We start from the raw sequence: 25,744 nt of genomic DNA on the forward strand, positions 1-25,744 counted from the left end.
CGCACCGGGTGACCGTGACCATCGCCAAGGACGGCTCGATCAGCGCCGAAACCCACGGCGTGACCGGCTCGAAGTGCCTCGACTACATCCCGCTGCTGGAGGACCTGCTCGGCGCGGAGACGGAGACGTCGGAGTTCACCGAGGACTACCGGCGCACGTCCGCGCAGGCGGAGAACACGGCTTCGCAGCAGCAGACGCAATGGAACTCCTGAACCTCCACCGGATCGTCGACGTCACCGCCGCCGAAGGGCCCGGCCTGCGGTGCGCGGTGTGGACCCAGGGCTGCTCGGTGCGCTGCCCCGGCTGCTTCAACCCGCAGACGTGGACGACCCGCGGCGGCACGCTTCTGCCGTGGCAGGAGCTGGCTTCGCGCGTCCTGGCGGTCGAGGGCATCGAAGGCGTCACGCTGCTCGGCGGCGAGCCGTTCGACCAGCCGGAACCCTTGGGCGCGTTCGCTTCCGCCGTGCGCGCGGAAGGGCTTTCGGTGATGACGTTCACCGGGCGCGTGCTGGAAGACCTGCCGCCGTCGAAGCTGCTCGAGGCGACGGATCTGCTGGTGGACGGGCCTTATCTGGCCGACCGGCAGGAGACGTCACGGCCGTGGGTCGGCTCGGTCAACCAGCGGTTCCACTTCCTGACCGACCGGTACGACGAGTCGATCTTCACCACGCCGAACCGGCTCGAACTGCGGATCGCCACCGACGGATCCGTGGAACTGAACGGGTTCGCCACCACCGAAGTACTCGAAGCGCTGCTCGAAGGGGATCACCGATGAGCGTCACGCTCAAGCTGCGCAGCGAAGCGCTGGCCCAGCTCAACGCCGCCACCGTCGCCGCGCACGCGCAGGCGCAGCCCGGCGTCGTCGTCGTGCGGACCCGGATGCGGCACCGCGATCTGCTCGCCCGCGCGCTGTCCGGGCTGCGCGCCCAGGTCACCGACGACGGCGCCACCGTCGCCGGTGCGTGGGAGGGCCGGCGGATCGCGTTCGGCTACGGCCCGGACGGCGTCCAGGTGGCGCACGTCGACGGCCCCGGCCTGACGCCCGCCGAGGCCGAGCGGCTCGTGCTGTCCGTCGACGAGGCGTACGGCGCCGAGGTGCAGCGCGCGGTCCTCACGCGGCTGAAGGAGCGCGCGGCGCGGTCGGGCATGCGCGTCGAGTCGGAGCGGACCAACGCCGACCAGTCGATCAGCGTCACGCTGGCCGCCACGTCGTGACCGAGGTCAGGGTCGGGCTGATCGAGTTCGGCAAGGCGCTCAACGCCAGCGTCGCCCTGCCCGGCCTCGGCGAGCTGCCGGGCGGCCAGGTGAGCGCGGGCCGGGCGGTCCGCGGCGCCCGCGCGCGGCTGAAGCGGGCCGACCGGATCCTCGCGGACAACCTGCGCCTCGGGATCATGGTGCGGAAGAAGTTCTTCTCCAGCGATGTCGAGCCGGTGACCGACGCGGGGTTCCTGAAGGACGTCTTCGTCGCCGTCGGGCGCACCGACCTCGGACCCGGCGACGCCCTGGAGCTGTACACGGACGACACGATCGGGCCGGACACGAGCCGGCACGCGGGCGTCGCCGCGGTGCTCGCGCCGGCGTACGACCAGCTGACGGGCTTCCACGTGCAGGTGCGCCCGGACCGTGGCGTGCTGCGGTTCGGCGCGCTGACCGGGCTGTTCCGCGGTGGGCGTCCCGTCGGCCAGCCGATGCGGGCGCTGGGCCTGTTCGGCCCGGCCGGGCCGCTGCCGGAGCTGCCGGCAGGCCAGGTGGGCACGGTGCTGCTGGGCTTCCAGTGCGACGTCCCACCGATGGCCGGCGACGCGCTGACGGCGTACGAAGAGCCGTCTCACGACTACCTGGAACGTCGTGAAGGCACCGCGCACGTCCACGGCGTCAGCGACCTGGGCACCGGCTCGGTCGTGGCCGCGGTCGAGGTGCCGGAGGGGCGGACGAACAACCTGCTGACGGTGGGCACGCGGGCGCGGCTGCTGCGCCCGGTGGGCACGACGTTCAACGAGCGCAGCACGGTCATCGTGACCGACCTGCGGATCCTGTCGGTGGCGAGGGGCGGCGTCGCGATGCGCACGGCGGCCGGGACGGGCGTGTTCACCCTGGGGCTGGCGACGCGCGAGGTGCGGCAGAACGACGTCGTCGAGACGTACGTGCCGGTCGACGCGCCGGTTCTGGCGCCACCGCCTGCCGTGGTTTCTGCTCCGGTGCCGCTTCCTTCGGTTTCTGCCCCGCTGCCGGTGCCGCTCGTGGACGTCAACGCGGCGACTCCGTCAGACCTGGCGCGGCTCCCGGGGATGACGCCGGAGCGGGTGAACGAGGCGCTGGAGCTGCGCCGGCGTCAGGGCGGTTTCGCGGACGTGGAGGCGTTCGGCGTGGCGGTGGGGCTGCAGCCGCACGAGATAGTCCGGCTGCGGGGACGCGCGACGGCGGGTCAGGTGGCGGGCGTCGCGCAGCGCGAGACGGGCGTGCGGCAGCTGGACATCTGAGCGCCCGGTGGCGGTTCCGCTACGCTCGGCATCGTGCCGGAGGAATTCGCCCTGGGGCTGAACGAGGTCGACGTCGCGGTCCGGCGAACCGGTCTCCCGGCGAACTGGCACCCGTTCGAGATCCGCAGCGCCGGCCACACCCTCGAGGAAAACGCCCGTCTGGCGGCGGCTTCGTGGGACGCCCTCCGCGCTCGTGGGCTGGCGGGCCCGGACAAACTGGACATCGAGGTCGAGCAGACGCTGCGGTCGTGGACCCAGCCGGAGATCCTGATCATCGTCCGGGCGGCGGAGATAGCGGACGGCAGGCAGGTCCTGTACCGGGCAACGATCGGCCACGGCCTGGGCGTCTACTCGGAACTGGTCACCGGCGGCGTCAACTTCGTCCAGATCCGCCCGGACCACCTGGTCGACGCCCTGATCGGCATCCTCCCCCGCTATGGCCCGGTCCCCCTGCCGCCGGTGACGATCACCCAGCGCACGGGCCAGGCACCGAGCACGCGGGACAGGGACGCACTGGCCCCGTTCGCAACGTGGCCCCCACACCGCCACGGCACGTTCGAACTGTCCACCCGCCACGGCCAGTCCGCCCTGCGCCCCGCGGGAACAGTCACGTTCCTCGATTCGGACGGCGGCCGGTACTTGACGTTCACCGAGCCGTTGCCGGGCGACGAGACCCGCCTGCGGTTCGTCCCTTCGGACGGCGGTCACCTGAGGGCGTGGCTGCACGAGCGGATAGCGGACACGACGGGCCGGTGACCCGCGTCCTCGCGCGGCCGAGCGGCCTACCCGTAGTGTTCAGGTCGTGACCCGATCGAGCTTCGGACGTCGAGCCGCCCTCACCAGCCTGGTCCTGCTCGCCCTCGTGGTGAGTGCCTGCGACAGCAAGGTCGGGGGCACCCCGCAGGCCGCGGACACGCCGACAAGCCAAGCGTCCACGCCCGCGCCGAGCAGTGGAAACAGCGACAACCCCTTCGCGGCCATGAACGCCTGCACGGTCGTCGACCAGGTCCTGGCCGGCCAGGACTTTCCTCCTGCTCAGCCGTCAGCGGCCGATCGCCTCCGCAGTTGCGCGTCGAACAAGCCGGGAGACGCCAACGTGGGGGTCGCCCTGCAGGACAACGCCGGTTACGACCAGAGCATCCCGGATCCGTCGAAGACTTCGCGAGGCCACGTCGGTCCCCGCAACGCGATCATCGAACGCGATCCGATCGGTGCCGCGGGTCAGTGCGTCATCACTATCGAGGTCAAGCCGAACTCGCGAGTACTCGTGTCGCTGTCCGGCAACAGCCCGACCGACCAGGCTTGCGAGCGGGTGACCGCGATCGCGGTGAAGGTCGAGAAGCTGCTCCCGCCCAACACCTGAGCGGACGACCGAGTGACATACGTCCGGCTGTCACCCCTGCCGCCGGTCGCTTGTCACTACTACAGTAGGGCGCGAGCACCCAGAGTGTCGCTCGACGGGAGGGGAGCCTGAATGAGCTCGGACGCGAGTTTCAGTGACCAGCCGATCGCCGCCCCGGCATCGGGCGACGCAGGCTCGAGCTTCCTGTCGGGGCTCCTCAACACCCCTGCCGACCCGGAAGGGGCGAAGCGCCTCAACGAGGGTGCCGCAGGACTCAAGAACCTGGCTATGGGCGGCGGTTTCGCGATCAACCAGGCCGGCCTCGACAAGTACACGAAGGTCTGCGACGAGTTCATCGACGGCTACCGCGGCATCGAATACGAGCTGCAGATCCTGGCCAGGCAGCCTCAGATGGGTTCCAGCCAGTACGCCGAACAGGTGGCGACCTTCAACGTGAAGGTCGCGACCGGCGACCATGATTCGCTCGTCCCGAACCTGGAATTGCTCATCAAGGGCTTTCAGCAGGTCAAAGAGGCCCTCACCATCGCCCGGAAGAACTACAGCGAGACCGAGGACGCCCACAGTCAGACCTTCGCCAAGCTTCGTGGGGGCGAGTGACCATGGCTCAGGAGCACGCCGGGCATCGGCAGTACGAAAGCGACTTCTACGCCCAGACGCAGCAGAAGCTGCAGCAGAACGTGCACCACTTCGGCGCCGAAGACCAGGGCGATGCCCGGGACGGTGTCACGCCGCAGACGCAGAACCAGGCCGCGCAGTACTCCGTCGAGCAGGGCAAGCAGCTGCTGCACGATCGGGCCACCCGCGGGGATGCGCCCGCGCCGGGGCAGAACTACCCCGCCAGCAGTCATGAAGACCTCTACAACATGGTCCACGAGAACATGAATCCCGGGGATCTGGACGACCGCGGCCGGGTGGCCAACAAGCTCGGCAACTGGCTGGCCGACGTCTCCAACGCCGCGAACGACGCCGTCAACTCCAGTGAAGTGCAGTGGCAGGGCTCCGGGGCCGCGCAGGCTCATGGGTTCTTCCAGAACACCGCCACCTACACCGCCGATACGGCCAACGCCGCCCAGCTCAGCTCCAACCGCTACTCGCAGCAGGCGGCCGCCGCTGATTATGCGCAGAAGAACATGCCTGAGCCCACTGGGTTCAACCAGCAGGCCGAGGTCGACAAAGCGACCAAGCAGTACCAGGCCGGTGATCTCATCGGCGGGGCGAACACGATGAACGGCGTCGCCGCGAAGCAGCAGCAGGCAGACGCCGCGCACCAGCAGGCCGTGCAGGTTCTCCAGGGCCTCGACGGCACCTACCACGAGACCGCCAGCACCCAGCCGACCTACTCGCCGCCGCCGCAGCTGGGGTCGAGTGACAGCACCACCGCCAGCGGATTCCACGGGACCAGCAGCACCAGCTTCACCGGCACCCCGACCATCGGCGGCTCAGGCGGCACCGGTGGGACAGGCGGCTTCAGCGGAGTCGGCGGCGGCGCCGGGGGCACCGGCGGGACCAGCGGCAGCTTCGCGCCCCCCGGCGGCACCACGCCTCCCGGGGCGACACCGCCCAGCACGTTCGTTCCGCCCGGGGCCACCAGCGGCACCGGGAACGCCGGTGGCTTCGGCGGCGGCAACTCCGGCTTCCGCGGCGCGCCCGCCGCGAGTGCGTTCCCGCGGATGGGGCCGGACGGCCTCGCCATGCCCGGCGGGACGGCCGGCGCCGGCGGGAGCGGTGGGGACATCACGCGCGGCAAGTCCGGGGCCGGGCGCGCCGGGAGCGGGTTCGCCGGGTCGCGGGTGTCCGGCGGCGGCGCCACCGGGAGTCCGAAGGAAACCGCGGGCGAAGGCGGCAAGACGGGCGCCAAGGGCACCGGTGAACGGCTCGAACGCGGCGCGACCGCGGCCGCCGCGGCCAAGGGGAAGGCCGGGGGCGCCGGTGCGGCCGGGGCCGGCGCGGGCAAGAAGAAGGAAGACGACAAGGAACACAAGAACAAGATCCAGCTCGAGGAAGACATCTTCGACCTCAAGCCGGAACGCGGACCGGACGGCGAGAAGATCGTCCGGCCGACCATCGGCGAAGCCTGACCCCCCAGGACCCCTAAGGGGTTGCCCTGGTAAAGCGAGAAAAGCGTCACCACACGGGCCCAAAAGCCCTGGATACAGTGGAAGCATGCGCTTCTTCATCGTCGACGCCTTCACCGGCAAGGCCTTCGCCGGGAACTCCGCCGGGGTCGTGCTCCTCGACGCGCCCGCCGAGCCCGCCTGGATGCAGGCCGTCGCCGCGGAGATGCGGCACTCCGAGACCGCCTTCGTCGTCGTCGGCGGAGACAGCGGCGAGGGCGGAGACGATGGGGCGAAGTCGTTGCGGTGGTTCACGCCGGCGGCCGAAGTCGCCCTGTGCGGGCACGCCACCGTCGCCACCACGCACGTCCTCGGCGGCGAGCAGGTCTACGCCACCCTCAGCGGCGAACTGCGCGCGAAGGCCGCCGACGGCTGGGTCGAGCTGGACTTCCCCTCCGACCCGCCCGCGCCGTCCGACGACGACCTCAGCGCGATCCTGCCCGGCGTCGAGATCGAGCGGACCGGACGCGGCGTCGAGAACCTCTTCGCCGTCCTCCCGGACGCCGAGGCCGTCCGCACCCTCGAGCCCGACCTGAAAGAGCTGAAGGCCACCTGGAAGGGCCGGCTGCTCGTCACGGCCGCGGGTGACGTCGACGGCATCGACTACGTCAGCCGGTTCTTCGGGCCCGGCGTCGGCGTCGACGAAGATCCCGTCACCGGCTCGGCGCACTGCATCCTGTCGCCGTACTGGTCCGGGCGGCTGAACAAGACCGACCTCACCGGCGCGCAGGTGTCGGCGCGCGGCGGCATCGTCCGGACCCGCCAGGACGGCGACCGGGTCCACCTGTCCGGCCAGGCCGTGACCGTCGTGAGCGGGGAGCTGCACGTCTGATGCGCACGCTGCTGAACATCATCTGGCTCGTGCTGTGCGGCTTCTGGATGGCGCTGGGCTACCTGGCCGCGGGCGTGGTCTGCTGCATCCTGATCGTCACGATCCCGTTCGGGCTCGCGTCGTTCCGGATCGCCCGCTACGCGCTCTGGCCGTTCGGCCGCACGGTCGTCGACCGCCGCGACGCGGGCTCGCCGTCCTTCGTCGGCAACGTGATCTGGTTCCTCTTCGCCGGGCTGTGGCTGGCGATCGGGCACGTGTTCACGGGCATCGCGCTGTGCGTCACGATCATCGGCATCCCGCTGGGCGTGGCGAACTTCAAGATGATCCCGGTGTCCCTGATGCCGCTCGGCAAGGAGATCGTCGAGCTCCCCTGATCACGACTCCGGCTCGTACGGCAGCTTCACCACCAGGCACGGCCCGCCGACGAACAGCCCGCCGTCGACGCCGAGGGCCTTGCCGCCCGCGTAGAGGAACGGGCCCTCGATCTGCGTGGGGTGGATGCCCAGCTGGTCGGCGATGACGCTGTGCCCGTGGATGATGCGCGAGCCGCCCAGTGCGTCCATCAGCTTCTGGGCGTTGTCCTCGCCTTCCGGGCCGCGGAACGCGTAACGCGTCGTCATCCGGCGCCAGACGTCCCACCACGACTCGATGTCCGAGCCCAGCAGGATCTCGCGGGCGGAGGCGTTGATCGCCTCGACCGAATCGCCCCAGTCGAGGTACTCCAGGGTGTCCGAGTGCAGGAGCAGGTGGTCGGCGGCGAGCGCGGCCAGGGGCCGGGCGGTCAGCCACTCGATGTGCTCCGGGGTCAGCCGGTCCTGGTCCGACAGCAGGCCGCCGTTGATCTCCCAGCTGCGGGCGAAGCTGCGCGGCCCGAAGTCGGACGGCACCGGCTGGTCGCCGAAGTGGTACATGCCCAGCGCGAGGATCTCGTGGTTGCCCAGCAGCGTCTGGACCTGGCCGCCGGCTTCCGCCGCCTGCGCTTCGAGCTGGATGACCAGGTCGATGGCGCCCACGCCGTCCGGCCCGCGGTCGACGAAGTCACCGAGGAACCACAGCTGGTCCTCGCCCCCTGACCAGTTGTCTTCGTCGTCCACCAACCCCTCGGCGCGCAGTGCTTCGGCCAGTTCGTCCCGGTGGCCATGCACGTCGCCCACCACAAATGTGGAGTTGCTCATCCGGTGACGATAAGCCCTGCTCGCGACGGGGTCTCGATCAGCCTTCCCCGAAAGGGTCGGTCGTCTTCCCGATCAGGTCGGCGATGGAGTCGAGCACCAGAGTGGGCCGATACGGATAGCGTTCGGCCGACTCCCTGGTGGAGATGCCGGTGAGCACCAGAATCGTCTGCAGCCCGGCTTCGATGCCCGAGTGCACGTCCGTGTCCATCCGGTCGCCGATCATCAGCGTCGACTCCGAATGGGCACCCAATCGGCGCAACGCCGAGCGCATCATCAACGGGTTCGGCTTGCCGACGTAGTACGGCGAACGCCCGGTGGCCTTCTCGATCAGCGCCGCGACGGAACCGGTGGCGGGCATCGATCCCTCGACGCTCGGGCCGGTCGCGTCCGGGTTGGTCGCGATGAACTTCGCGCCGCCCTCGATCAGCCGGATCGCCCGCGTGATGGCGCTGAAGCTGTAGGTGCGGGTCTCGCCCAGCACGACGTAGTCGGGGTCGCGCTCGGTCAGGACGTAGCCGACCTCGTGCAGCGCCGTCGTCAGGCCCGCTTCGCCGATGACGTACGCCGTGCCGTTCGGCCGCTGCGACGAGAGGAACTTCGCCGTCGCCAGCGCCGAGGTCCAGATCGCCTCTTCGGGGATGTCGAGCCCGGTGCGCTCCAGGCGTGCCCGCAGGTCACGCGGGGTGTAGATCGAGTTGTTCGTCAGCACCAGGAAGCCGATGCCGTTCGCCTTCAGCTCGGCGAGGAACTCGTCGGCCCCGGGAACGAGGTGCTCCTCCTTCACCAGGACGCCGTCCATGTCGGAGAGATACGTCCACCGGCGCTCATCCATGCGCGAAACCTATCACGCGCGCGAGACACCTGCGTTCGCCGACGAAAAGGGTTACAGTGGGAATTGCCGGTATCGCGAGGGGAGTCGCGTACCCGGCCACCGAGGGGGTTCGGGGGAATTCACCGCACACGTCGTCGACGGAAACGTCGTGGCGCAATTCGTCCTGCCCCCGCACCGCGAGGGGGAGAAACGCATGACCGGAATCATCGAGCGCCCGGCGACGACCGGGCCGATCACCGCGCCGAACTGGGGACTCACCAAGTTCCTCGACCCACTGCGCGTTCCGCCGGCGCTCCGGCCGCATTCCTGGCGCCACGACGCGATCACCATTCCGATGGTGACGAAGCAGCAGCGGCTCCACTCACAATTGCCGCCGAGCACATTGTGGACGTACGCGGGACATTTCCCGGGTCCGACTATCGACGTGCGCACCGGCGAACAACTGCGGATTTCGTGGTCGAACGAAATCGACGGCGAGTTTCCGCTCGTCGCCGTTCAGGGCCCGGTGGCGGACGCGCCGGCGAGCCGGCCCGGCCGCGAGCTGGACAAGCCCGGCTACTCCGTCATCGACGGCGTCGCCGACCTGCCGGCGTGGACCGTGGTGCACCTGCACGGCGCCCGGACCAACGCGGGCAACGACGGCTGGGCGCACAATGCCGGCCTGAAGGGCACTTCGCAGCTGACGGAGTACCGGAACGCCCAGCCCGCGATGCCGCTCTGGTACCACGACCACGCGATGGCGATCACGCGTTTCAACGTCCACACCGGCCTCGCCGGGATGTACCTCATCCGCGACGACGAGGAGGACGCGCTCGACCTGCCCCGTGGCGACCACGAGATCCCGCTGATCATCACCGACCGCAACCTCGACACCGACCCGGCGACCGGCGCGCTCACCGGGCAGCTGCTGTTCAAGGTCCCGGTCGTCCCGAACGGCCCGATGATCCCGTTCACCGGCCCGTTCACCCTGGTCAACGGCGTCATCTGGCCGCACCTGGACGTCGACGCGCGGTGGTACCGCTTCCGGCTGCTCAACGCGGCCAACTCGCGGTTCTACACGCTGAACCTGGTCGACGAGGACAACCGGCCGGTGAACGACGCCGTCCGCCTGATCGGCACCGACGGCGGCCTGCTGCCGGTGCCCGCGGAACTGCCCGCGGGCGGCCTGACCGTCGCCCCGGCCGAGCGCTTCGACGTGCTGATCGACTTCAGCCGCTTCAAGGGCCGCAATCTCAAGCTGCGCAACGCCGACCCGCGCCTCGGCACGGTCGAGCCGGACCTGATGGAGTTCCGGGTCGACGGCCGCGCGAAGCACGACCCGTTCCGGCTGCCGGCGACGATCTCGACGTCCTACACGCGGCTGGTGCATGGCTCGACGCTGCCGGCGGACCACGACCACGTCTGGGTCGCGCTGCTGCTCAACGCCGAGGGCCACCCGGAGATGTGGGACCTCGAAGAGCTGGACACCCCCGACCCGGGTGGCGAAGGGATCATCCAGCTCGCCGACCCGGCGGGGCCGCTGCGGACGTTCCGGATGATCGGGAAGATCTTCGACGACACCACCGGCATCTTCATCGACCACGACCGATGGGCGGTGTGGAACATCCTGCACGTCGCGAACGGCGGACCCGCGCACCCGATCCACATCCACCTGACGGAGTTCCAGGCGCTCTTCCGGCGGGCCTTCACCACGACGTTCGACCAGGCGTCGGCGCGGACGACGGCGCCGCTCGCCGGGTTCACCGACGTCCCGCTGGAGAAGTACGAAGAGGGCTGGAAGGACACGATCCTCGTGAACCCCGGCCAGTGGGTGAGCGTGGCCGGTCAGTTCGGTGGTGGCACCGGGGAGTTCATGTACCACTGCCACATCCTCGACCACGAGGACGAAGGCATGATGCGGCCGTTCGTCGTGCACCCGCCGGAGGTGGCGAAGTTCCACGTCCACCCGGGCGGCGGCCACCACCACGACGGCTGACCCCGGCTCCCATGCGCCCCGATGTGGCGTTGGGTGCGTTGGACGCACCGAACGCCACATCGGGTGCGTCAGATGCACCCAACGCCACATTGGGGCGTCAGAAAGCCGCGGCCGGGTGCACGCTGACCGTGGCGGCCTTGACCGACAGCGTCACCGCTGTGCCGGGTTCCAGGGCCAGCTCGGCGACGGCGGCGGGGGTGAGGTCGGCGGTGAGGCCGTGCACCCAGCCGTCGCCCTCGGCCCGGACGCGGATCACCGGCCCGTGCGGCTCCAGCGCGGCGACGACGGCGCCCGCGGTGTTGCGCGGGCTCCCCCGGTGCTCGCCGTCGCGGGCGTAGACGGCGACGGCGTTCGGCGGGAACACCGCGACCGCCGGCTCTCCCCGGACCACATCGGCCGCGGGGATGCCGGAGACGACGGCACCCGACGCCGTCCGCAGGCCGTCTTCGACCGCCGTGCCGGCGATCAGGTTGAGGCCGGCGATCCGCGCGGTGAACGCCGTTCGCGGGGCAGACAGCACGTCACGGGTCGGGCCGCGTTCGACGACGCGGCCGTCGTTCATCACCGCGACGTGGTCGGCGAGCGCGAGCGCGTCGAGCGGGTCGTGCGTGACCAGGACGGTCGTCGGCCCGGTCTTCAGCACCCGCCGCAGCAGACCGCGGATCGCGGGCGCGGCGTCGACGTCGAGGGCGGCGAACGGCTCGTCGAGCAGCAGCAGGTCCGGCTGGGCGGCGAGCGCCCTGGCGATCGCGACGCGCTGGGCCTGCCCGCCGGACAGCTGACCGGGGCGCCGGCCGGCCAGCTCGACGGCGTCCACTTCGGCCAGCCAGTGGTGGGCGAGGTCGCGGGCGGCGCGGCGGCCGGTGCCAGTCGAGCGCGGCGAGAACGCGACGTTGTCCACTGCGGACAGGTGCGGGAAGAGCAGCGCGTCCTGCGAGAGCAGCCCGATGCCACGCCGGTGCGGCGCCAAGCCGGCCAGCGACCGCCCGGCCACGGTGATCTCCGCGGACCGCGGCGCGATCAACCCGGCGAGGCAGCCGAGCACCGTCGACTTGCCGGAGCCGTTCGGGCCCAGCAGCGCCAGCACCGTCCCGGTGGGCACGTCGAGGTCCACCGACAGTTCGAACGAACCGCGGACGACCTCGATCCGGGCGGCCAGGCTCATCGCAGCCCGCCTTCCCACGAGCGCGGGCGCGCGACGGCGATCACGACGACCGCCACGACGATCAGCAGCAGCGCCAGCGCCACCGCGCTGTCGACGTCCACTTCGGCCTGCTGGTAGACCTCCAGCGGCAGCGTGCGGGTGACGTCTTCGAGGCTGCCGGCGAAGGTGATCGTCGCGCCGAACTCGCCGAGCGCGCGGGCGAAGCTGAGGACGACGCCGGAGCCGAGCGAGGGCAGCAGCAGCGGCAGGGTGACCCGGCGGAAGACGGTCCAGGGCCGCGCGCCGAGCGTCGCGGCGACCTGCTCGTAGCGGTCGCCGGAGCCGCGCAGCGCCCCTTCGAGGCTGACCACGAGGAACGGCATCGCGACGAACGTCTGCGCGATGACCACCGCGGTCGTGGTGAACGGCACCGACTCCCCGGTCAGCGTGGTGATCAGCATGCCGAGGAAGCCCTTGCGGCCGAGCAGGTAGAGCAGCGCGAGCCCGCCGACGACCGGGGGCAGCACCAGCGGCAGCAGCACGATCGAGCGCAGCAGGCGGACACCGGCGAACCGGGCGCGGGCGAGCACGACGGCCAGCGGCACGCCGAGCAGCACGCAGGCCACAGTGGACAACGAGGCCGTGATCAGCGACAGCCGCAGCGCGTGCAGCGACGACGGCGTGACGATCAGCGCGGGGAACCGCGTGAGGTCGGAGCGCACCAGCAGCCCGACGACGGGGAGCACGACCAGCGCCAGCGCGAGCGTGGCGGGCACGGCGAGCACCCACGGAACCCGCGAACGGCCGGCCGGGGACTTCCCAGGCCGGCCGCTCACGAGGTGCTTACGCCGCAGGGCCGAACCCGACCTTCGTCAGCTCCGCCTTGCCCTCCGCGCCGAGCACGAAGTCGTCGAACTCCTTGGCCAGTGCGCTCTGGCCGCCCTTGACCACGGCGATCGGGTAGTTGTTGATCGCGCCGCTCGCCTCGGGGAAGTCGACCTTGTCGACCTTGCCCGCGGCGGACGTGGCGTCGGTCACGTAGACCAGGCCCGCGTCGGCGTCGCCGGACTGGACCTTGGCCAGCACCTGCTTGACGTCCTGCTCCTCGCTCTTCGGCTTGAGCGTGACGCCGGTGCTCGTCTCGACCTTCTTGGTCGCCGAGCCGCACGGCACCTGCGCGGCGCAGGTCACCACGGTCAGCCCGGCCTTGTTCAGGTCGGCGAACGTCTTGATGCCCTTGGGGTTGCCCGGGGCGACGGCGATGGCGAGCTTGTTCGTGGCGAACACGGTCGGCTGGCCGTCGATCACCCCGCCCTGCACGGCCTTGTCCATGTTGGCCTGGTCGGCGGAGGCGAAGACGTCGGCCTTCGCGCCGTTGGTCAGCTGCTGGACCAGACCGGACGAGCCGGCGAAGCTGAACTTCACGGTGACGCCGGAGTGCGCGGCTTCGAACTCCTTGCCGAGCGCGGTGAACGACTCGGTGAGGGACGCGGCGGCGAACACGGTCAGCGTGCCGCCGGCCTCGCCGGCGCCCTTGGGCGCGGGTGCGCTGGCCGACGACCCGCCGGACTGCGTGCTGGGCTCGTCCGAGCTGCTGCACGCGCCCGCGAACAAGGCGACGGCCGCAACGGCAAGAGCAAGCTTCTTCATCGACTTCCTTCCGGTGTCTCCACCACGACGGTGGTCGCCTTGACCACCGCGACCGCGAGCACCCCAGGGCGCAGGCCCAGCTCGCGTACGGCTTCCGTACTCATCAGGGACACCACACGGTGTGCCCCGCACTGCAGTTCCACCTGGGCCATCACCTTGTCGGCGACGACCTCGGTGACCAGCCCGACGAACTTGTTGCGGGCGGAGCGGCCGACCGGGGACGGGTCGTCGGGGCCACTCGCCTGGGCACGGGCGAACCCGGCCAGCTGGGCACCGTCCACGACCTTGCGGCCGGCGGCGTCGTCGGTGGCGGTCAGCTGGCCCGCGCGCACCCAGCGGCGGACCGTGTCGTCACTGACCCCGAGCAGGCGCGCGGCCTCGGACAACCGAAATTGCGGCATAGCGCAGACATTATCGCCGCAGTTGAGGAAAAGCTACGCGGGGCGCGAATTGTGCATGATCTCGGCGCGCAGCTGTTCCAGCATGACATTCTGATAACGCTCGATGACTTTTCGTTCGGCCGGTGAGAACTGCGCGAGGCTCTCGCGAAGCCCGTCGAAGGCTGACTGGAAGAGCGGCGCGTAGCGCTCGGCGGCCCCGGGCACGACCTCGACGAGGACCTTGCGGCGGTCCTCCGGGTCGCGGACGCGGCGGACCAGCCCGACCTTCTCCAACCGGTCGATGACGCCCGTGACCGCGCCGGTCGACAGCCCGGTGAGCTCGGCGATCCGGCCCGCGGTGAGCGGCCCGGCCGCCTGTCCGACCAGGTCGAACGTCTTGTGGTCGGTACCGGACAGGCCCATCCGCTCGGCGATCCTGGCGTGCCGGAGTACGGTCAGCGTGCTGCTTTCGCGACCCAATTCCGCGAAGCGGAAGAGTTCCGCTTCGGGCACCGGGTACGGCTTTTCCGTCGTGCTCGACATCACGAGTCCTTCTCCCGGCGTGCCGACCGGGGTAGTTCGGCCGCTGAACCACTCACTCCGCAAAGTATCCTAGCGATCACCTCGCTTCGCGCGTTCCAGAGTTAGGCTGTGCGTAATGACGGCAGTGGATCTCGGGTTTCCTCGCGTCCCCGGTACACGAGGTTCCTCTCGTGTGCCCCGACCCGAGAACCCACGACTCATCGACACCTTCGGCCGGGTGGCCACCGATCTGCGGGTTTCCCTGACGGATCGGTGCAATCTGCGCTGCACCTACTGCATGCCCGCCGAAGGCCTCGACTGGATGCCGGGCGAGGAAGTCCTGACCGACGACGAGCTGGTCCGGCTGATGCGGATCGCCGTCGAGATGCTGGGCGTCACCGACATCCGGCTCACCGGCGGTGAACCGCTCCTGCGGCCGGGCCTCGAGGACCTCGTCGCGCGGATCACGGCGCTCGAGCCGCGGCCCCGGCTGTCCATGACGACCAACGGGATCGGCCTGGCCAAGCGCGCGAAGGACCTCGCGGCCGCCGGGCTGGCCCGGATCAACGTCTCGCTCGACACCGTCGACCCCGCGACCTTCCTCGAGATCACCCGGCGCGACCGGCTCTCGCACGTGCTGGCCGGCATGGCCGCCGCGCGCGACGCCGGGATGACGCCGGTCAAGGTCAACGCCGTGCTGATGCGGGGCGTCAACGACACCGAAGCCGTGGCGCTGCTGAAGTTCTGCCTCGCCGAGGGCTACCACCTGCGGTTCATCGAGCAGATGCCGCTGGACGCCCAGCACGGCTGGAACCGCGGCGAGATGATCACCGCGTCCGAGATCCTCGGGATGCTGGGCACGGAGTTCTCGCTGAGCCCGTTCCCGGTGTCCCGCGGCGGGGCGCCGGCCGAGCGCTGGCTGGTCGACGGCGGCCCGGGCGACGTCGGCGTGATCGCGTCGGTGACCCGGCCGTTCTGCGCCGCCTGCGAGCGGACCCGGCTGACCGCGGACGGCGCGGTGCGCTCCTGCCTGTTCAGCAACGACGAGACCGACCTGCGCGCCCTCGTGCGCGCGGGTGTGCGCGATGAAGAAGTGGCGGACGCCTGGCGGGCGACAATGTGGGGGAAGCTCGCGGGGCACGAGATCAACGACGCCGGGTTCGCACAGCCGATCCGGCCGATGAGCGCGATCGGCGGCTGAGATGACGACCCTGACCATCGTGGTCCGGTACTTCGCCGCGGCACGCGCCGCGGCCGGTGAAGAAGAGGAGAAGGTGCAGCTGCCTTCGAACGCTTCGGTCGCCGACGCCGTGGCCGAGCTGCGCCGCCTCCACCCGGAGCGGCTGCCGCGGGTCCTGGAGGCCGTCAGCTACCTGCTCGACGGCATCGCGGTCCGCGACCTCACCCGCCGCCTCAAGGACGGCGCCGAGCTGGACGTCCTTCCGCCCTTCGCCGGCGGCTGACCTTCTCCTCTACACAAGGGCGCCGTCTCGCATGCTGCCCCGCGTCTCTCCTATAGATAGGTGCACCGGCCCTCCGCGTACGCGAACCGCCCGGCCCGGCACGCCACTTCCCCTCCCCCGATAACCGCCGACCGCTCGGGTACGGCGGCCGACCGCTCGCCGACGCGGGTCCGGCGCCCCGGCGTGGCGCCCCACCGCGGCCGGGCGTTCGCGGGACGCTGAATCTGCGGTCGATCCCACTCCGTCCGGTGACCCGTCTCGCCTGGTCGGACACGGTCCGTCGCCCCCGCCGGCACCCGCCGCCCGGACGGACGCCTCCGACCGTGCTCGCAAACCCCTCGAACAGGTGGGGCCGGAGTTACTCATGGGGCACCAGAGGCCACTGTCAAGTCTGGCGAACCGCCGGGGGACTCCATAAGATGCGCCCCCCATTCGTGAACCGGGCGGCCCGAAAGGGCCATTCACTGCGCAAAACACGTGATGCAAGCCTCACGATCCGTGCTTTGTCTCGGCAAGGAAACGGACAGATAACGACCCTCTGACCTGCGTAGACACCCACATCGACGGGGGTTGCGTGCTGTTACTGTGACGTAGGTCACGCCCCGAATAATTTCCGATCACGGTCATCGTTACGTACCGTCGCTAATCGGCTGGCCCCGACCAGTCACGCAACACCGGGAATCCGTAGCGCCTAGCCCTGTCCGACGGATACCCGGACCCATACCCCGAGCGAAAGCATTTCCGGACAGGGACGAGGGGACGAGGACGACGCGTCGTGCGTCGGAGCCGTCTGCCGGTCTGAGAGGGCCGGCGCCAGGACCCCGATCCTGACCCTCAGCACAAGTCTCGTAGGCGCAGGGAAGCCTGAGAAGCATTCAGATGTCTTACCGAGGCAAGCACCGCAAGATGTCCGCTGCCACCCGCACCGTCGCTCGCGTCGCCATCGCGGGCATCGCGGTCGGCGCCCCCCTCGCGATCGCCGCGACCCCCGCGTCGGCGACGAACTGGGACGCGATCGCGCAGTGTGAGAGCGGCGGCAACTGGAGCATCAACACCGGCAACGGCTACTACGGCGGCCTGCAGTTCACGCAGAGCACCTGGAAGGCCTACGGCGGCACCGGCAGCGCCCAGGGCGCGTCGCGTGACCAGCAGATCGCCGTGGCCGAGCGCGTTCTACAGGGCCAGGGCATCGGCGCCTGGCCGGTCTGCGGCAAGAAGGGCGGCGGCGGTTCGTCGACGGCCCCGCGGACCGCGAAGACCACCACGCCCAAGAAGGTGACTCCCAAGAAGAGCACCCCGGTGGCCCCGAAGCAGGCCGCGGCCCCCAAGCAGGCCGCTGCCCCGTCGGCGACCGGCGTGAGCAGCTCGAACCCGGCCGGTGACTACACCGTCGTGGCGGGCGACACGCTGTCCAAGATCGCCAAGCAGTTCAGCGTCACCGGCGGCTACCAGAAGCTGCAGGACCTGAACGCGAAGTACATCCCGAACGCGGACATGATCCTCGTCGGGCAGAAGATCGCCACCAAGTGACGATCGCGCAGTGATGCGTGAGTCCGGCCTCGAGCCGTGACATCGGGAACCCTCCACCGCCAATCCCCCGGGCGGTGGAGGGTTCTTGTCATTCGCCCCGGACCCGGCGCGCTTGCGCGAGCTGCAGCCGCTCGCCGCGGCGCAGCAGGTCGATGATGAACACCAGTTCTTCCGCGGAGTACCGCTCGAGCAGCTCACGCCCGGCTCGTTCGACCGGCGCGTAGACCTCTTCCAGCAGGTCCACCGCGTGCGGAGTCAGCTCCACCACCGCCCGGCGCCGATCTTCGGCGTCGGTTTTTCGCGTCAGGTGCCCGGCGTGGATCAGCCGCTGGATCGCCGTCGTCGTCGCGGCCGGGCTCAGGCCGGCCGCCGTGGCCAGCCCGCCGGCCGTCAGCGTGCCCGCCGTCATGACCAGGCCGATGATCCGCAGATCCGTCCGGTTGACGCCGAACGCCGCCGCCGCGGCCTCGTCGACCAGGTCGCCGGCCGCGCCGAAGTCGGCCGCGGCGTGGGTGGCCTCGGCGATCAGCTCGGCCCGGGACGGCAGTTGTTTCGACACTCGAAAGAGTCTACCTTGACGGAGAACTCCTTCGATCGTCGAAAGGTTTGCTCCCGTGACGACCCTCCCCGGCCGGCTGCGGCCCGCCAACCGGCTCATCCGCCTGCTGACGCGGGCCGGGCTGCCCCTCGGCACGATCCACGTCGTGACGGTCCCGGGCCGCCGCTCGGGTGCGCCGCGGGCCACGCCGGTCTCCCCGCTGACCGTCGGTGGGCACCGCTACGTCATCGCCGGCCTGCCGGAGTCCGACTGGGCGCGCAACGTCCGCGCCGCGGGCCGCGGTGAGCTCGCGCGCGGCCGCCGCCGGCAGCCGGTGACGCTCACCGAGGTCACCGACCCCGGCCTGCGCCGCGAGGTCGTGCGGGCTTTCCCGCGCGAGGTCCCGCACGGGGTGCCGATGTTCGTCAAGCTGGGCATCGTCACGAAGGGCGACCCGGACGAGTTCGCCGCGGTGGCCGGCCGGGTCGCGGTCTTCCGGATCGCCCCCGCGGCGGGCTGACCGCGCGTCAGGGCGAGTTGACCCACTCGTCCGTGCCGTCGGTGAAGTGCTGGTGCTTCCAGACCGGGAGGCGGGCCTTGACCTCGTCCACCAGCTCCGCGCACGCCGTGAACGCCTGGCCGCGGTGCTCGGCCGCCACCGCGATCGCCAGTGCGACGTCGCCGATCGTCAGCGGGCCGATGCGGTGGCTGACCGCGACCGCCCGGACGCCGGTCCAGCGGGCCGACAGGTCGGCCACGACGTCCGCGATGACCTGGCTCGCGCTCGGGTGGCCCTCGTAGGTCAGGTCGCGCACGCCCTTGCCGCCGTCGTGGTCGCGGACCACGCCGGCGAACGTCACCACCGCGCCCGCGGCGTCGTCCTCGACCAGGCGGGCGTGCTCCTCGACCGAGAGCGGCTCCGCGGTCACCAGCGCCCGCGCGACGCGGACCGCCGGGCCCGTGGGGACCGCGCGCGGGTGGTCGCCGCCGGCCAGCTGATCGACGGCGTGGTCCAGGATGCCGTCGAGGACGCCCAAACCGTCCTTGACGCCGCCGCTGGAGCCCGGGAGGTTCACGACGAGGGTCCTCCCCGCAACCCCGGCCACACCGCGCGAGAGGACCGCTGAGGGCACCTTGGGCAGGCCCGCCGCGCGGATCGCGTCCGCGACGCCCGGCAGCTCGTGGTCCAGGACCGCCTTCGTGACGTCCGGGGTGCGGTCGGTCGGCGAGATCCCGGTGCCGCCGGTGGTGAGCACGACGGCCACGCCGTCGGCCAGCGCGGCCCGCAGCGCCACCCCGACCGGGTCGCCGTCCTCGACCACGACCGGCGCCGGGACGTCGTACCCGCGATCGGCCAGCCAGGCGGCGATCACCGGGCCGGTCTTGTCCTCGTAGATCCCCTTCGCGGCGCGGTTGGACGCCACGATCACCCGCGCAGTGCGCTTCACGGCCGCTCCCAGGTCCCGGTCTTGCCGCCGTCCTTGCGGAGCAGGCGGACCTCGTCCAGCGTCGCCGCCGGATCGACGGCCTTGATCATGTCGTGCACGGTCAGCCCGGCCACGGCCACCGCGGTCAGCGCCTCCATCTCGACGCCGGTGACGTCGGTGGTCTTGGCGGTCGCGCGGATCCGGACCTCGGCCTCGCCCAGCTCGAACTCGACCTTGACCCCGGACAACGCGATCTGGTGGCACAGCGGGATCAGCTCGGGCACCCGCTTGGCGCCCATGATCCCGGCGATCCGCGCGGTGGCCAGCGCGTCACCCTTCGGGAGGCCGTCGGTGGCGAGCAGCCGGAGCACCTCGGCGGTGGTCCGCACGGTGCCGGCCGCGAGCGCGGTGCGCGCGGAGGCGGTCTTGCCGGAGACGTCGACCATCCGGGCGGCGCCGGTCTCGTCGACGTGGCTGAGTTCACTCACCAGCCGAGGCTACTTTCCGCCGGTGCCGGGCGAAGAGCAGGTGACCGGTTTCGCACCGGCGCCGCGAGCTGGGGGTCCCGGGCGCCGGTGCTCGCCGGTTGGTCTCTTGGGCCGGCCAAGAGCCTAGGGCGCGCGGAACACCGCCGTCGTCCGTCCGGAGACGGATTCGAAGATCAGCCGAAATGGTGACTCAGCGCTCGGCGCGGACGGCCTTGCGCACCGCCTCGGCGACCGCGGGCGCCACCGCGCTGTCGAACACGCTCGGCACGATGAACGACGCGTTGAGCTTGCCGTTGTCGACGACGTCGGCGATCGCGTCGGACGCGGCCAGCAGCATGTCGTCGTCGATGTTGTTGGCGTGCGCGTCGAGCAGGCCGCGGAAGACGCCCGGGAAGGCCAGCACGTTGTTGATCTGGTTCGGGAAGTCGCTGCGGCCGGTCGCGACGACGGCAGCGTGCTGCTGCGCCTCGAGCGGGTCGATCTCCGGGTCCGGGTTGGCCAGCGCGAAGACGACCGCGTCGTCCTTCATGGTCGCGACCTGCTCGGCGCCGAACAGGTTGGGCGCCGAGACGCCGATGAAGACGTCCGCGCCGACCAGGGCCTCGTGCAGGGTGCCGCTGACCTGCTCGGCGTTGGTGTGCGACGCGATCCAGGTCAGGTTGTCGTCGAGGTTGCCGCGCGCGGAGTGGACGATGCCGTCGATGTCCGCGGCGACGATGTCGCCCGGGTTCTTGCGCAGCAGCAGCCGGATGATCGCCGAACCGGCCGCGCCGACGCCGCTGACCACGATCTTGCAGTCCTCGATGTTCTTCTTGACCACGCGCAGGGCGTTGCGGAGCGCGGCGACGACCACGATCGCGGTGCCGTGCTGGTCGTCGTGGAACACCGGGATGTCGAGCTGCTCGCGCAGCCGCTTCTCGATCTCGAAGCAGCGCGGCGCGGCGATGTCCTCGAGGTTGATGCCCGCGTAGACCGGTGCGAGCGCCTTGACGATCATGATGATCTCTTCGGTGTCCTGGGTGTCCAGGCAGACCGGCCAGGCGTCGACGTCGGCGAACTTCTTGAACAGCGCCGCCTTGCCCTCCATCACCGGCAGCGCCGCGGCGGGGCCGATGTTGCCCAGGCCGAGCACGGCGGACCCGTCGGTGACCACCGCGACGGTGTTGCGCTTGATGGTCAGCCGCCGCGCGTCCTCGGGGTTCGCCGCGATCGCCTGGCAGACGCGCGCGACGCCCGGGGTGTAGGCGCGGGAGAGGTCGTCACGGTTGCGGAGCGCGACCTTGGGGGTGACCTCGATCTTGCCGCCGAGGTGGATCAGGAACGTCCGGTCGGAGACCTTGCGGACCTTGACACCGGGCAGCGAGTCGAGCGTCTGGGTGATGTCGTTCGCGTGGTTCTCCGACAGCGCGTTGGCGCTGATGTCGACCACGATCGAGTCGGAGTGGGACTCCACGACGTCGAACGCGGTCAGCACGCCACCGACGCGCCCGACGGCAGTGGTGAGGTCACCGGCCGCGCTGGACGAGGCCGGGGCCTCGACCCGGACGGTGATCGAATATCCGGGACCGGGAACCGGCATGGCTTACTCCCACGTGGGAAAGAGGGCTTGGGACGGGAGCGAACCTACTCCCGTGACCGCCCTCACGAGGCCCCGATACCTGTACTGACCAGTAACGACAGGGTCAGCGGTTGATCTCGGTCTCGGGGTGCACGTAGGGCACCGTGTCGAGCGGGAACGTGAGGTCCCCGAACGGCGACAGCGCGCCCTGGCGGTCCGACGCCAGTTCGGTCACGGGGTGCTCACCGGCCTCGCCCGGCCAGGTCGGGTCGACACCCTTGTGCTTCTTCTCGCCCTTGGCCACAACGTCCTCCACACAGCCGTACTCGGTTCTCGGGGACAGTCTGCCCGAGCCCGGGCGGGTCCGGCCAACCGCCCGGTACCCTGGTCCTTCTATGCCCGCGACCTCCTTGGCGGACTGGCTGCGTGCGGAGCCCGACGCCGCACTCGCAGAGCTGCTCCGCACGCGTCGCGACTTGTCGACGCCGCCGCCCTCCGACAGCACGGTGCTGGCCACCCGCGCCGGCACCCCGGGCTCGGTCGCGCGTGCCTGCGAAGACCTCGACACCGTCACCCTGGCCGTGCTCGAAGCGTGCCTGCTGACCGGCGCGGACCGCGACCCCGTGCCGGTCGAAGACGTCACGAAGCTGGTCGGCGCCGACCTCGCGGCACCGCTGACCCGGCTCCGCGCGCGGGCGCTGGTCTGGGGCACCGACGACGCGCTGCGCGTGCCGCCCGCGGTCCGGGAGGCGCTCGGGCCGTTCCCGGCCGGGCTGGGCACGCCGTCGCCGGCGCTGGCCGGCGAAGACCTCGAGGCGCGGCTGGCCGAGCTGTCCGACGACGAACGCGGGGTGCTGAACGCGTTGGCCGCAGGCCCGCCGATCGGCCGCACCCGCGACGCGGGGATCGACCTCACGCTGAAGAAGGCCGAAACGCCGGTGCAGAAGCTGCTCGCCCGCGGGCTGCTGCTGCGGCGCGACGACCAGACCGTCGAGCTGCCGATGGAGCTCGGGGTCGCGGTGCGCGGCGGGGTGTTCGGGCCGGGCACGCTCACCGAGCCCGAGCTGCCGGTGCACCCGCACCGAGCGTCCACTTTGGACGAAGCCGCGGCCGGTGAGGCGATGGAGTTCCTGCGCCACACCGAATCCCTGCTGCGCGGGTGGTCGGCGGCGCCGCCCCCGGTGCTCAAGTCCGGCGGCCTCGGCGTGCGCGAGCTGAAGAAGCTGGCCAAGGACCTCGAGATCGACGAGACGCAGGCGACGCTGCTGGCCGAGCTGGCCGTCGGGGCCGGGCTCGTCGCGGACAGCGAGGCGAGCGTGCCCGAATGGGTGCCGACGACGCTGACCGACTCCTGGCTCGCGTCGCCGACCGCCCAGCGCTGGATGACGCTCGCGCAGGCGTGGCTCGAGCTGCCGCGGCTGCCCGGGCTCGCCGGCGGCCGCGACGCCAAGGACAAGCCGGTCGCGCCGCTGTCCGAAGAGCTCCGGCGGCCGCTGGCGCCGGTCGCGCGCCGCCGCGTGCTGGCCACGCTGGCGGCCCTGCCCGAGGGCGCCGGGGTGAAGAGCGTCGACGAGCTGGTCGCGGTGCTCGCCTGGCGGGCCCCCCGCCGTGGCGGACGGCTGCGGGACGAGACGGTGCGCTGGACCGTGGCCGAGGCGAGCGCGCTCGGCCTGGTCGGGCTCGGCGGCGTCACGACGGCGACCCGCGCGCTGCTGGCCGACGACCGCCCGGCCGCCGTCGAAGCGATCCTGGACGCGCTGCCCGCGCCGGTGGACAAGGTGCTGCTGCAGGCCGACCTGACGGTGGTCGCGCCGGGGCCGCTGGAACCCGAGCTGGCCACCGAGATGGACGCCGTCGCCGACATCGAGTCGGCCGGCCACGCGACGGTCTACCGGATCACCGAGGGCTCGGTCCGGCGCGCGCTCGACACCGGCCGGACGGCCGACGAGCTGCACGCGCTGTTCAGGGCGAAGTCCGCGACGCCGGTGCCGCAGGGCCTGAGCTACCTGGTCGACGACGTCGCGCGACGGCACGGGCGGCTGCGCGGCGGGGTCGCGGCGTCGTTCCTGCGGTGCGACGACGAGGCGCTGCTGGCCGAGGTGCTCGCCCACCCGATCGCCGCGGAGCACGACCTGCGGCTGATCGCGCCGACCGTCGTGATCAGCCCGGATCCCCTGCACGAGGTCCTGACCGGGCTGCGCGGCGCCGGGTTCGCCCCGGCCGCGGAGGGCCCGGACGGCCGCGTCGTCGACATCCGCCCCGGCGGCAGGCGGCTGCCGGCGAAGGCCCGCGCGCCCCGGCGCAACCCGGGCGAGCAGGCGGTGCTGACCGAGGACCAGGCGGAGCGGATCGTCTCCAACCTGCGCGCGGGTGACGCGGCCACGGCGCGGCGCCGGGGTTCGACGGTCAAGGCGCCGGGAGGTGGCGGCGCGGACACGTCGGCGACGCTCGAGCTGCTGTCCCGGGCCACGCTCGAACGCCGTGAGGTCTGGATCGGCTTCGTCGACTCGCGCGGCACCGCCAGCCAGCGCGTCGTCCGCCCCATCCGCGTCGGCGGCGGGATCCTCGAAGGCGACAACAACGAGCGCTACTCCCTGCACCGCATCACCTCGGCGGCGCTGGTCGAGGACTGATCACCCGCGATCCGGTGAATCGGCACCGGACCGCGCGCCGACGTGGTAAGCCTGGGTCCTTCGGAAGTCAGGGGAGGGACCATGAAGCGAGGAACACGCGTGACCGCGGTGGCCGCGGCGGTGGTGGTGAGCGGGCTGGGGTTCGCCGGGCCGGCGAGCGCCGTCGGACCGCCGGTCTACACGAAGTACGCGGTCGTGGGCACCACGCACGTCGCGAAACCGGACGCGGACGTCAAACTCGGGCCGGGGACGGTCGAGATGTACACCGACATCGGGCCCTACACCTACTACGGGACGTTCACGCTGCCGCCGGCGCGGGTCACGAGCGGCGCGGTCAGCGCCACGGTGACGCTCGGCCCGGCCCGGATCGAGGGCTCGTCGTTCGGCGGGTTCACGGGCACCGCGACCTGGCCGGTGCGCGTCTCGGACGTCACGGTCGGCGGCGCCCCGTACGACGTCGGCCCCGCGTGCGGCACCGCCCAGCCGGTGACGACGGAGATCACGTCGGCCGACTTCACGCTCTCGACCGGCGGCCACCTGACGTCGACTTACACGATCGGCGCCTTCGCGAACTGCGGTCCGGGGACGGCCCTGGTCAACGCGGCGGTCCCGGGGCCGGGCAACACACTGGCCCTGACCCTCACGCCCTGAGCTACAAGGCCCGCAGGCCCGCCAGGACGCGTTCCATGAAGTCGCGGGACGAGCGGTCGCCCAGGATCAGCTCGGTGTGGTGGACCAGCACCAGCCCGATGTCGGCCATGTCGCCGACCAGCACCTTCACCACACCCAGCGGCAGCCGCAGGTGCGCGGCGATCTCCGCGATCGACCGCGTGTCGAGGCACAGGTCGCAGATCCGGCGGTGCTCGACCGAGCGGACACCGCGGTAGCGGCGGCCGTCGTCGGACGTCGAGACCAGGGCCTCGAGCGCCAGGTTGTGGTCGGACCGGGTGCGGCCACCGGTGCGGGTGTACGGCCGCACCCGCGAGCCGGCCGAAGCCACCGGGACCGGGCTCGCCACGCGTGCGGCGGGCTCGTTCCAGGGGGCCGGTTCGTCGTAGCCGTAGGGCTCGGGCGGCTGCGGGATCCAGCGAGTCTCCGGGTCCGGCGGCGGCGTCCAGCCGGCGCGGGGGTCGACCGGCGGGGCCCACGACGGCGCGGGCGCCTGGGCCCGGGGCCGGGACGCGGGCGGGCGCGGGGCCGGCGGCCGGGGCGCGGGCGGCCGCGGTGCCGGGGCCCGGCCCGCGCCACGCGGCGGCGTCCAGGTCTCCACCGGCGGCGGCTCCGGCTCGTAGCGCGGCTCGTCCCGCCACTCCGGCCGGCCGGCGGCGTGCCCGCCGTCGTCGTAACCGGAGTGGTAGCCGGTGTCGTAACCGTCGTCTTGGTAGCTGTCGTCTTCGTAGCCGTCGTCGGGGGTCGCGGCCGCCGAGGAGCCCCATTCGCGGGTGTCCTCGTCGGTGTAGCCCTGCGGGTCCGGCCGCGGCTGCGGAGGAGGCGGCGTCTGCCGCTTCCGGCGCGGCATGATCGTCGACAACGTCGACATATCGAACTTGCTCGGCGAATCGAAACCCTCGCGCTCGGTGCCGCGGTGCAGTGCGTCCCAGCCGGTGGAGTCCGGATCGTCGAATCCCGAAATCCTCATC

At 71.5% G+C, this 25,744-nt stretch carries 30 protein-coding genes; 17 read left to right on the forward strand and 13 right to left on the reverse strand.

Annotated features, from left to right (window positions below; all coding sequences use genetic code 11):
• Window positions 1–8 precede the first annotated feature (8 nt).
• The 10 genes from MUY22_RS07530 (at window position 9) to MUY22_RS07575 (ending at window position 7,163) form a co-directional block, all read left to right on the forward strand.
• Window positions 9–212, forward strand: a complete 204-nt coding sequence (locus MUY22_RS07530; protein ID WP_247058476.1) for a DUF2997 domain-containing protein — start codon at window positions 9–11, stop codon at window positions 210–212.
• Window positions 200–775 carry a 4Fe-4S single cluster domain-containing protein gene (locus MUY22_RS07535; RefSeq protein ID WP_247058478.1) on the forward strand — a complete coding sequence of 192 codons (576 nt, stop codon included), beginning with the start codon at window positions 200–202 and terminating at the stop codon, window positions 773–775. Before MUY22_RS07530 ends, MUY22_RS07535 begins: the two co-directional genes overlap by 13 nt.
• A complete protein-coding gene (locus tag MUY22_RS07540) occupies window positions 772–1,215 on the forward strand; it encodes a hypothetical protein (protein WP_247058479.1) in 444 nt (147 codons plus the stop codon). The genes MUY22_RS07535 and MUY22_RS07540 overlap by 4 nt, the downstream gene beginning before the upstream one ends.
• Complete coding sequence (locus MUY22_RS07545; RefSeq protein ID WP_247058480.1) at window positions 1,212–2,480, forward strand: helix-hairpin-helix domain-containing protein; 1,269 nt, start codon at window positions 1,212–1,214, stop codon at window positions 2,478–2,480. The genes MUY22_RS07540 and MUY22_RS07545 overlap by 4 nt, the downstream gene beginning before the upstream one ends.
• A 33-nt stretch (window positions 2,481–2,513) precedes the next feature.
• Complete coding sequence (locus tag MUY22_RS07550; RefSeq protein ID WP_247058482.1) at window positions 2,514–3,236, forward strand: ESX secretion-associated protein EspG; 723 nt, start codon at window positions 2,514–2,516, stop codon at window positions 3,234–3,236.
• Window positions 3,237–3,282: 46 nt separating this feature from the next.
• Window positions 3,283–3,843 (forward strand): DUF3558 family protein, encoded by a 561-nt coding sequence (locus tag MUY22_RS07555; protein WP_247058484.1) that lies wholly within the window; start codon window positions 3,283–3,285, stop codon window positions 3,841–3,843.
• 111 nt (window positions 3,844–3,954) lie between these two features.
• Window positions 3,955–4,440 (forward strand): hypothetical protein, encoded by a 486-nt coding sequence (locus MUY22_RS07560; protein ID WP_247058486.1) that lies wholly within the window; start codon window positions 3,955–3,957, stop codon window positions 4,438–4,440.
• A 2-nt stretch (window positions 4,441–4,442) separates the two neighbouring features.
• Complete coding sequence (locus tag MUY22_RS07565; protein ID WP_247058488.1) at window positions 4,443–5,921, forward strand: hypothetical protein; 1,479 nt, start codon at window positions 4,443–4,445, stop codon at window positions 5,919–5,921.
• An 85-nt stretch (window positions 5,922–6,006) separates the two neighbouring features.
• Window positions 6,007–6,789, forward strand: coding sequence for a PhzF family phenazine biosynthesis protein (locus MUY22_RS07570; RefSeq protein ID WP_247058490.1), 783 nt, complete (start codon window positions 6,007–6,009; stop codon window positions 6,787–6,789).
• Entirely contained in the window at window positions 6,789–7,163 is a 375-nt protein-coding gene (locus MUY22_RS07575) for a YccF domain-containing protein (protein ID WP_247058491.1), read from the forward strand. Before MUY22_RS07570 ends, MUY22_RS07575 begins: the two co-directional genes overlap by 1 nt.
• Here MUY22_RS07575 and MUY22_RS07580 read toward each other — a convergent pair whose 3' ends face one another.
• Together MUY22_RS07580 and MUY22_RS07585 are read right to left on the reverse strand one after the other, a co-directional pair.
• Window positions 7,164–7,964, reverse strand: a complete 801-nt coding sequence (locus MUY22_RS07580) for a metallophosphoesterase (RefSeq protein ID WP_247058493.1) — start codon at window positions 7,962–7,964, stop codon at window positions 7,164–7,166.
• A 37-nt stretch (window positions 7,965–8,001) separates the two neighbouring features.
• Window positions 8,002–8,796 carry an HAD-IIA family hydrolase gene (locus MUY22_RS07585; protein WP_247058495.1) on the reverse strand — a complete coding sequence of 265 codons (795 nt, stop codon included), beginning with the start codon at window positions 8,794–8,796 and terminating at the stop codon, window positions 8,002–8,004.
• A gap of 193 nt (window positions 8,797–8,989) precedes the next feature.
• Between MUY22_RS07585 and MUY22_RS07590 the strand changes: the two genes are divergently transcribed.
• Window positions 8,990–10,771: a multicopper oxidase family protein gene (locus MUY22_RS07590; protein WP_247058497.1), complete on the forward strand. Its 1,782-nt coding sequence runs from the start codon at window positions 8,990–8,992 to the stop codon at window positions 10,769–10,771.
• 97 nt (window positions 10,772–10,868) lie between these two features.
• Here MUY22_RS07590 and MUY22_RS07595 read toward each other — a convergent pair whose 3' ends face one another.
• From MUY22_RS07595 to MUY22_RS07615, 5 genes are read right to left on the reverse strand one after another with little or no spacing between them, the layout of a single operon-like run.
• Window positions 10,869–11,936: a sulfate/molybdate ABC transporter ATP-binding protein gene (locus tag MUY22_RS07595; RefSeq protein ID WP_247058499.1), complete on the reverse strand. Its 1,068-nt coding sequence runs from the start codon at window positions 11,934–11,936 to the stop codon at window positions 10,869–10,871.
• A complete protein-coding gene (locus MUY22_RS07600) occupies window positions 11,933–12,700 on the reverse strand; it encodes an ABC transporter permease (RefSeq protein WP_247058501.1) in 768 nt (255 codons plus the stop codon). Before MUY22_RS07600 ends, MUY22_RS07595 begins: the two co-directional genes overlap by 4 nt.
• A gap of 58 nt (window positions 12,701–12,758) precedes the next feature.
• Window positions 12,759–13,565, reverse strand: a complete 807-nt coding sequence (gene modA / locus MUY22_RS07605; RefSeq protein WP_247058503.1) for a molybdate ABC transporter substrate-binding protein — start codon at window positions 13,563–13,565, stop codon at window positions 12,759–12,761.
• Entirely contained in the window at window positions 13,562–13,966 is a 405-nt protein-coding gene (locus tag MUY22_RS07610; protein ID WP_247058505.1) for a molybdopterin-binding protein, read from the reverse strand. The genes modA and MUY22_RS07610 overlap by 4 nt, the downstream gene beginning before the upstream one ends.
• Before the next feature lie 33 nt (window positions 13,967–13,999).
• The gene (locus tag MUY22_RS07615) at window positions 14,000–14,488 is read right to left on the reverse strand and encodes a MarR family winged helix-turn-helix transcriptional regulator (RefSeq protein WP_247058507.1); all 489 of its coding nucleotides are present in this window, start codon (window positions 14,486–14,488) and stop codon (window positions 14,000–14,002) included.
• A 172-nt stretch (window positions 14,489–14,660) separates the two neighbouring features.
• Between MUY22_RS07615 and moaA the strand changes: the two genes are divergently transcribed.
• The 3 genes from moaA to MUY22_RS49610 all read left to right on the forward strand — a co-directional run bounded on the left by moaA (window position 14,661) and on the right by MUY22_RS49610 (window position 17,460).
• On the forward strand, window positions 14,661–15,668 hold the full coding sequence (moaA, locus tag MUY22_RS07620) for a GTP 3',8-cyclase MoaA (RefSeq protein ID WP_247058509.1): 1,008 nt from the start codon (window positions 14,661–14,663) through the stop codon (window positions 15,666–15,668).
• Between the two features lies 1 nt (window position 15,669).
• Window positions 15,670–15,930 carry a MoaD/ThiS family protein gene (locus MUY22_RS07625; RefSeq protein ID WP_247058511.1) on the forward strand — a complete coding sequence of 87 codons (261 nt, stop codon included), beginning with the start codon at window positions 15,670–15,672 and terminating at the stop codon, window positions 15,928–15,930.
• Window positions 15,931–16,809: 879 nt separating this feature from the next.
• On the forward strand, window positions 16,810–17,460 hold the full coding sequence (locus MUY22_RS49610; protein ID WP_305879360.1) for a transglycosylase family protein: 651 nt from the start codon (window positions 16,810–16,812) through the stop codon (window positions 17,458–17,460).
• An 88-nt stretch (window positions 17,461–17,548) separates the two neighbouring features.
• Here MUY22_RS49610 and MUY22_RS07640 read toward each other — a convergent pair whose 3' ends face one another.
• Entirely contained in the window at window positions 17,549–18,019 is a 471-nt protein-coding gene (locus MUY22_RS07640; protein ID WP_247058514.1) for a MarR family winged helix-turn-helix transcriptional regulator, read from the reverse strand.
• Between the two features lie 55 nt (window positions 18,020–18,074).
• On the opposite strand from MUY22_RS07640, the gene MUY22_RS07645 reads away from it, so the two are divergent.
• The gene (locus tag MUY22_RS07645; protein ID WP_247058516.1) at window positions 18,075–18,518 is read left to right on the forward strand and encodes a nitroreductase/quinone reductase family protein; all 444 of its coding nucleotides are present in this window, start codon (window positions 18,075–18,077) and stop codon (window positions 18,516–18,518) included.
• 7 nt (window positions 18,519–18,525) lie between these two features.
• Here MUY22_RS07645 and MUY22_RS07650 read toward each other — a convergent pair whose 3' ends face one another.
• From MUY22_RS07650 to MUY22_RS07665, 4 genes are all read right to left on the reverse strand, one after another.
• On the reverse strand, window positions 18,526–19,446 hold the full coding sequence (locus MUY22_RS07650) for a molybdenum cofactor biosynthesis protein MoaE (RefSeq protein ID WP_247058519.1): 921 nt from the start codon (window positions 19,444–19,446) through the stop codon (window positions 18,526–18,528).
• Entirely contained in the window at window positions 19,443–19,913 is a 471-nt protein-coding gene (gene moaC, locus MUY22_RS07655; RefSeq protein ID WP_247058521.1) for a cyclic pyranopterin monophosphate synthase MoaC, read from the reverse strand. The genes MUY22_RS07650 and moaC overlap by 4 nt, the downstream gene beginning before the upstream one ends.
• A gap of 190 nt (window positions 19,914–20,103) precedes the next feature.
• A complete protein-coding gene (locus tag MUY22_RS07660) occupies window positions 20,104–21,492 on the reverse strand; it encodes an NAD-dependent malic enzyme (protein ID WP_247058523.1) in 1,389 nt (462 codons plus the stop codon).
• A 103-nt stretch (window positions 21,493–21,595) separates the two neighbouring features.
• On the reverse strand, window positions 21,596–21,775 hold the full coding sequence (locus MUY22_RS07665; RefSeq protein WP_247058525.1) for a hypothetical protein: 180 nt from the start codon (window positions 21,773–21,775) through the stop codon (window positions 21,596–21,598).
• Window positions 21,776–21,866: 91 nt separating this feature from the next.
• Between MUY22_RS07665 and MUY22_RS07670 the strand changes: the two genes are divergently transcribed.
• Together MUY22_RS07670 and MUY22_RS07675 are read left to right on the forward strand one after the other, a co-directional pair.
• Window positions 21,867–24,104: a helicase-associated domain-containing protein gene (locus MUY22_RS07670; RefSeq protein ID WP_247058527.1), complete on the forward strand. Its 2,238-nt coding sequence runs from the start codon at window positions 21,867–21,869 to the stop codon at window positions 24,102–24,104.
• A gap of 81 nt (window positions 24,105–24,185) precedes the next feature.
• A complete protein-coding gene (locus tag MUY22_RS07675) occupies window positions 24,186–24,755 on the forward strand; it encodes a hypothetical protein (protein ID WP_247058529.1) in 570 nt (189 codons plus the stop codon).
• A gap of 1 nt (window position 24,756) precedes the next feature.
• Here the strand turns inward: MUY22_RS07675 and MUY22_RS07680 are convergent, their stop codons facing one another.
• Window positions 24,757–25,743 carry a DUF742 domain-containing protein gene (locus MUY22_RS07680; RefSeq protein WP_247058531.1) on the reverse strand — a complete coding sequence of 329 codons (987 nt, stop codon included), beginning with the start codon at window positions 25,741–25,743 and terminating at the stop codon, window positions 24,757–24,759.
• Window position 25,744: the final 1 nt, after the last annotated feature.

This window comes from Amycolatopsis sp. WQ 127309 (assembly GCF_023023025.1).
Taxonomy (GTDB): domain Bacteria; phylum Actinomycetota; class Actinomycetes; order Mycobacteriales; family Pseudonocardiaceae; genus Amycolatopsis.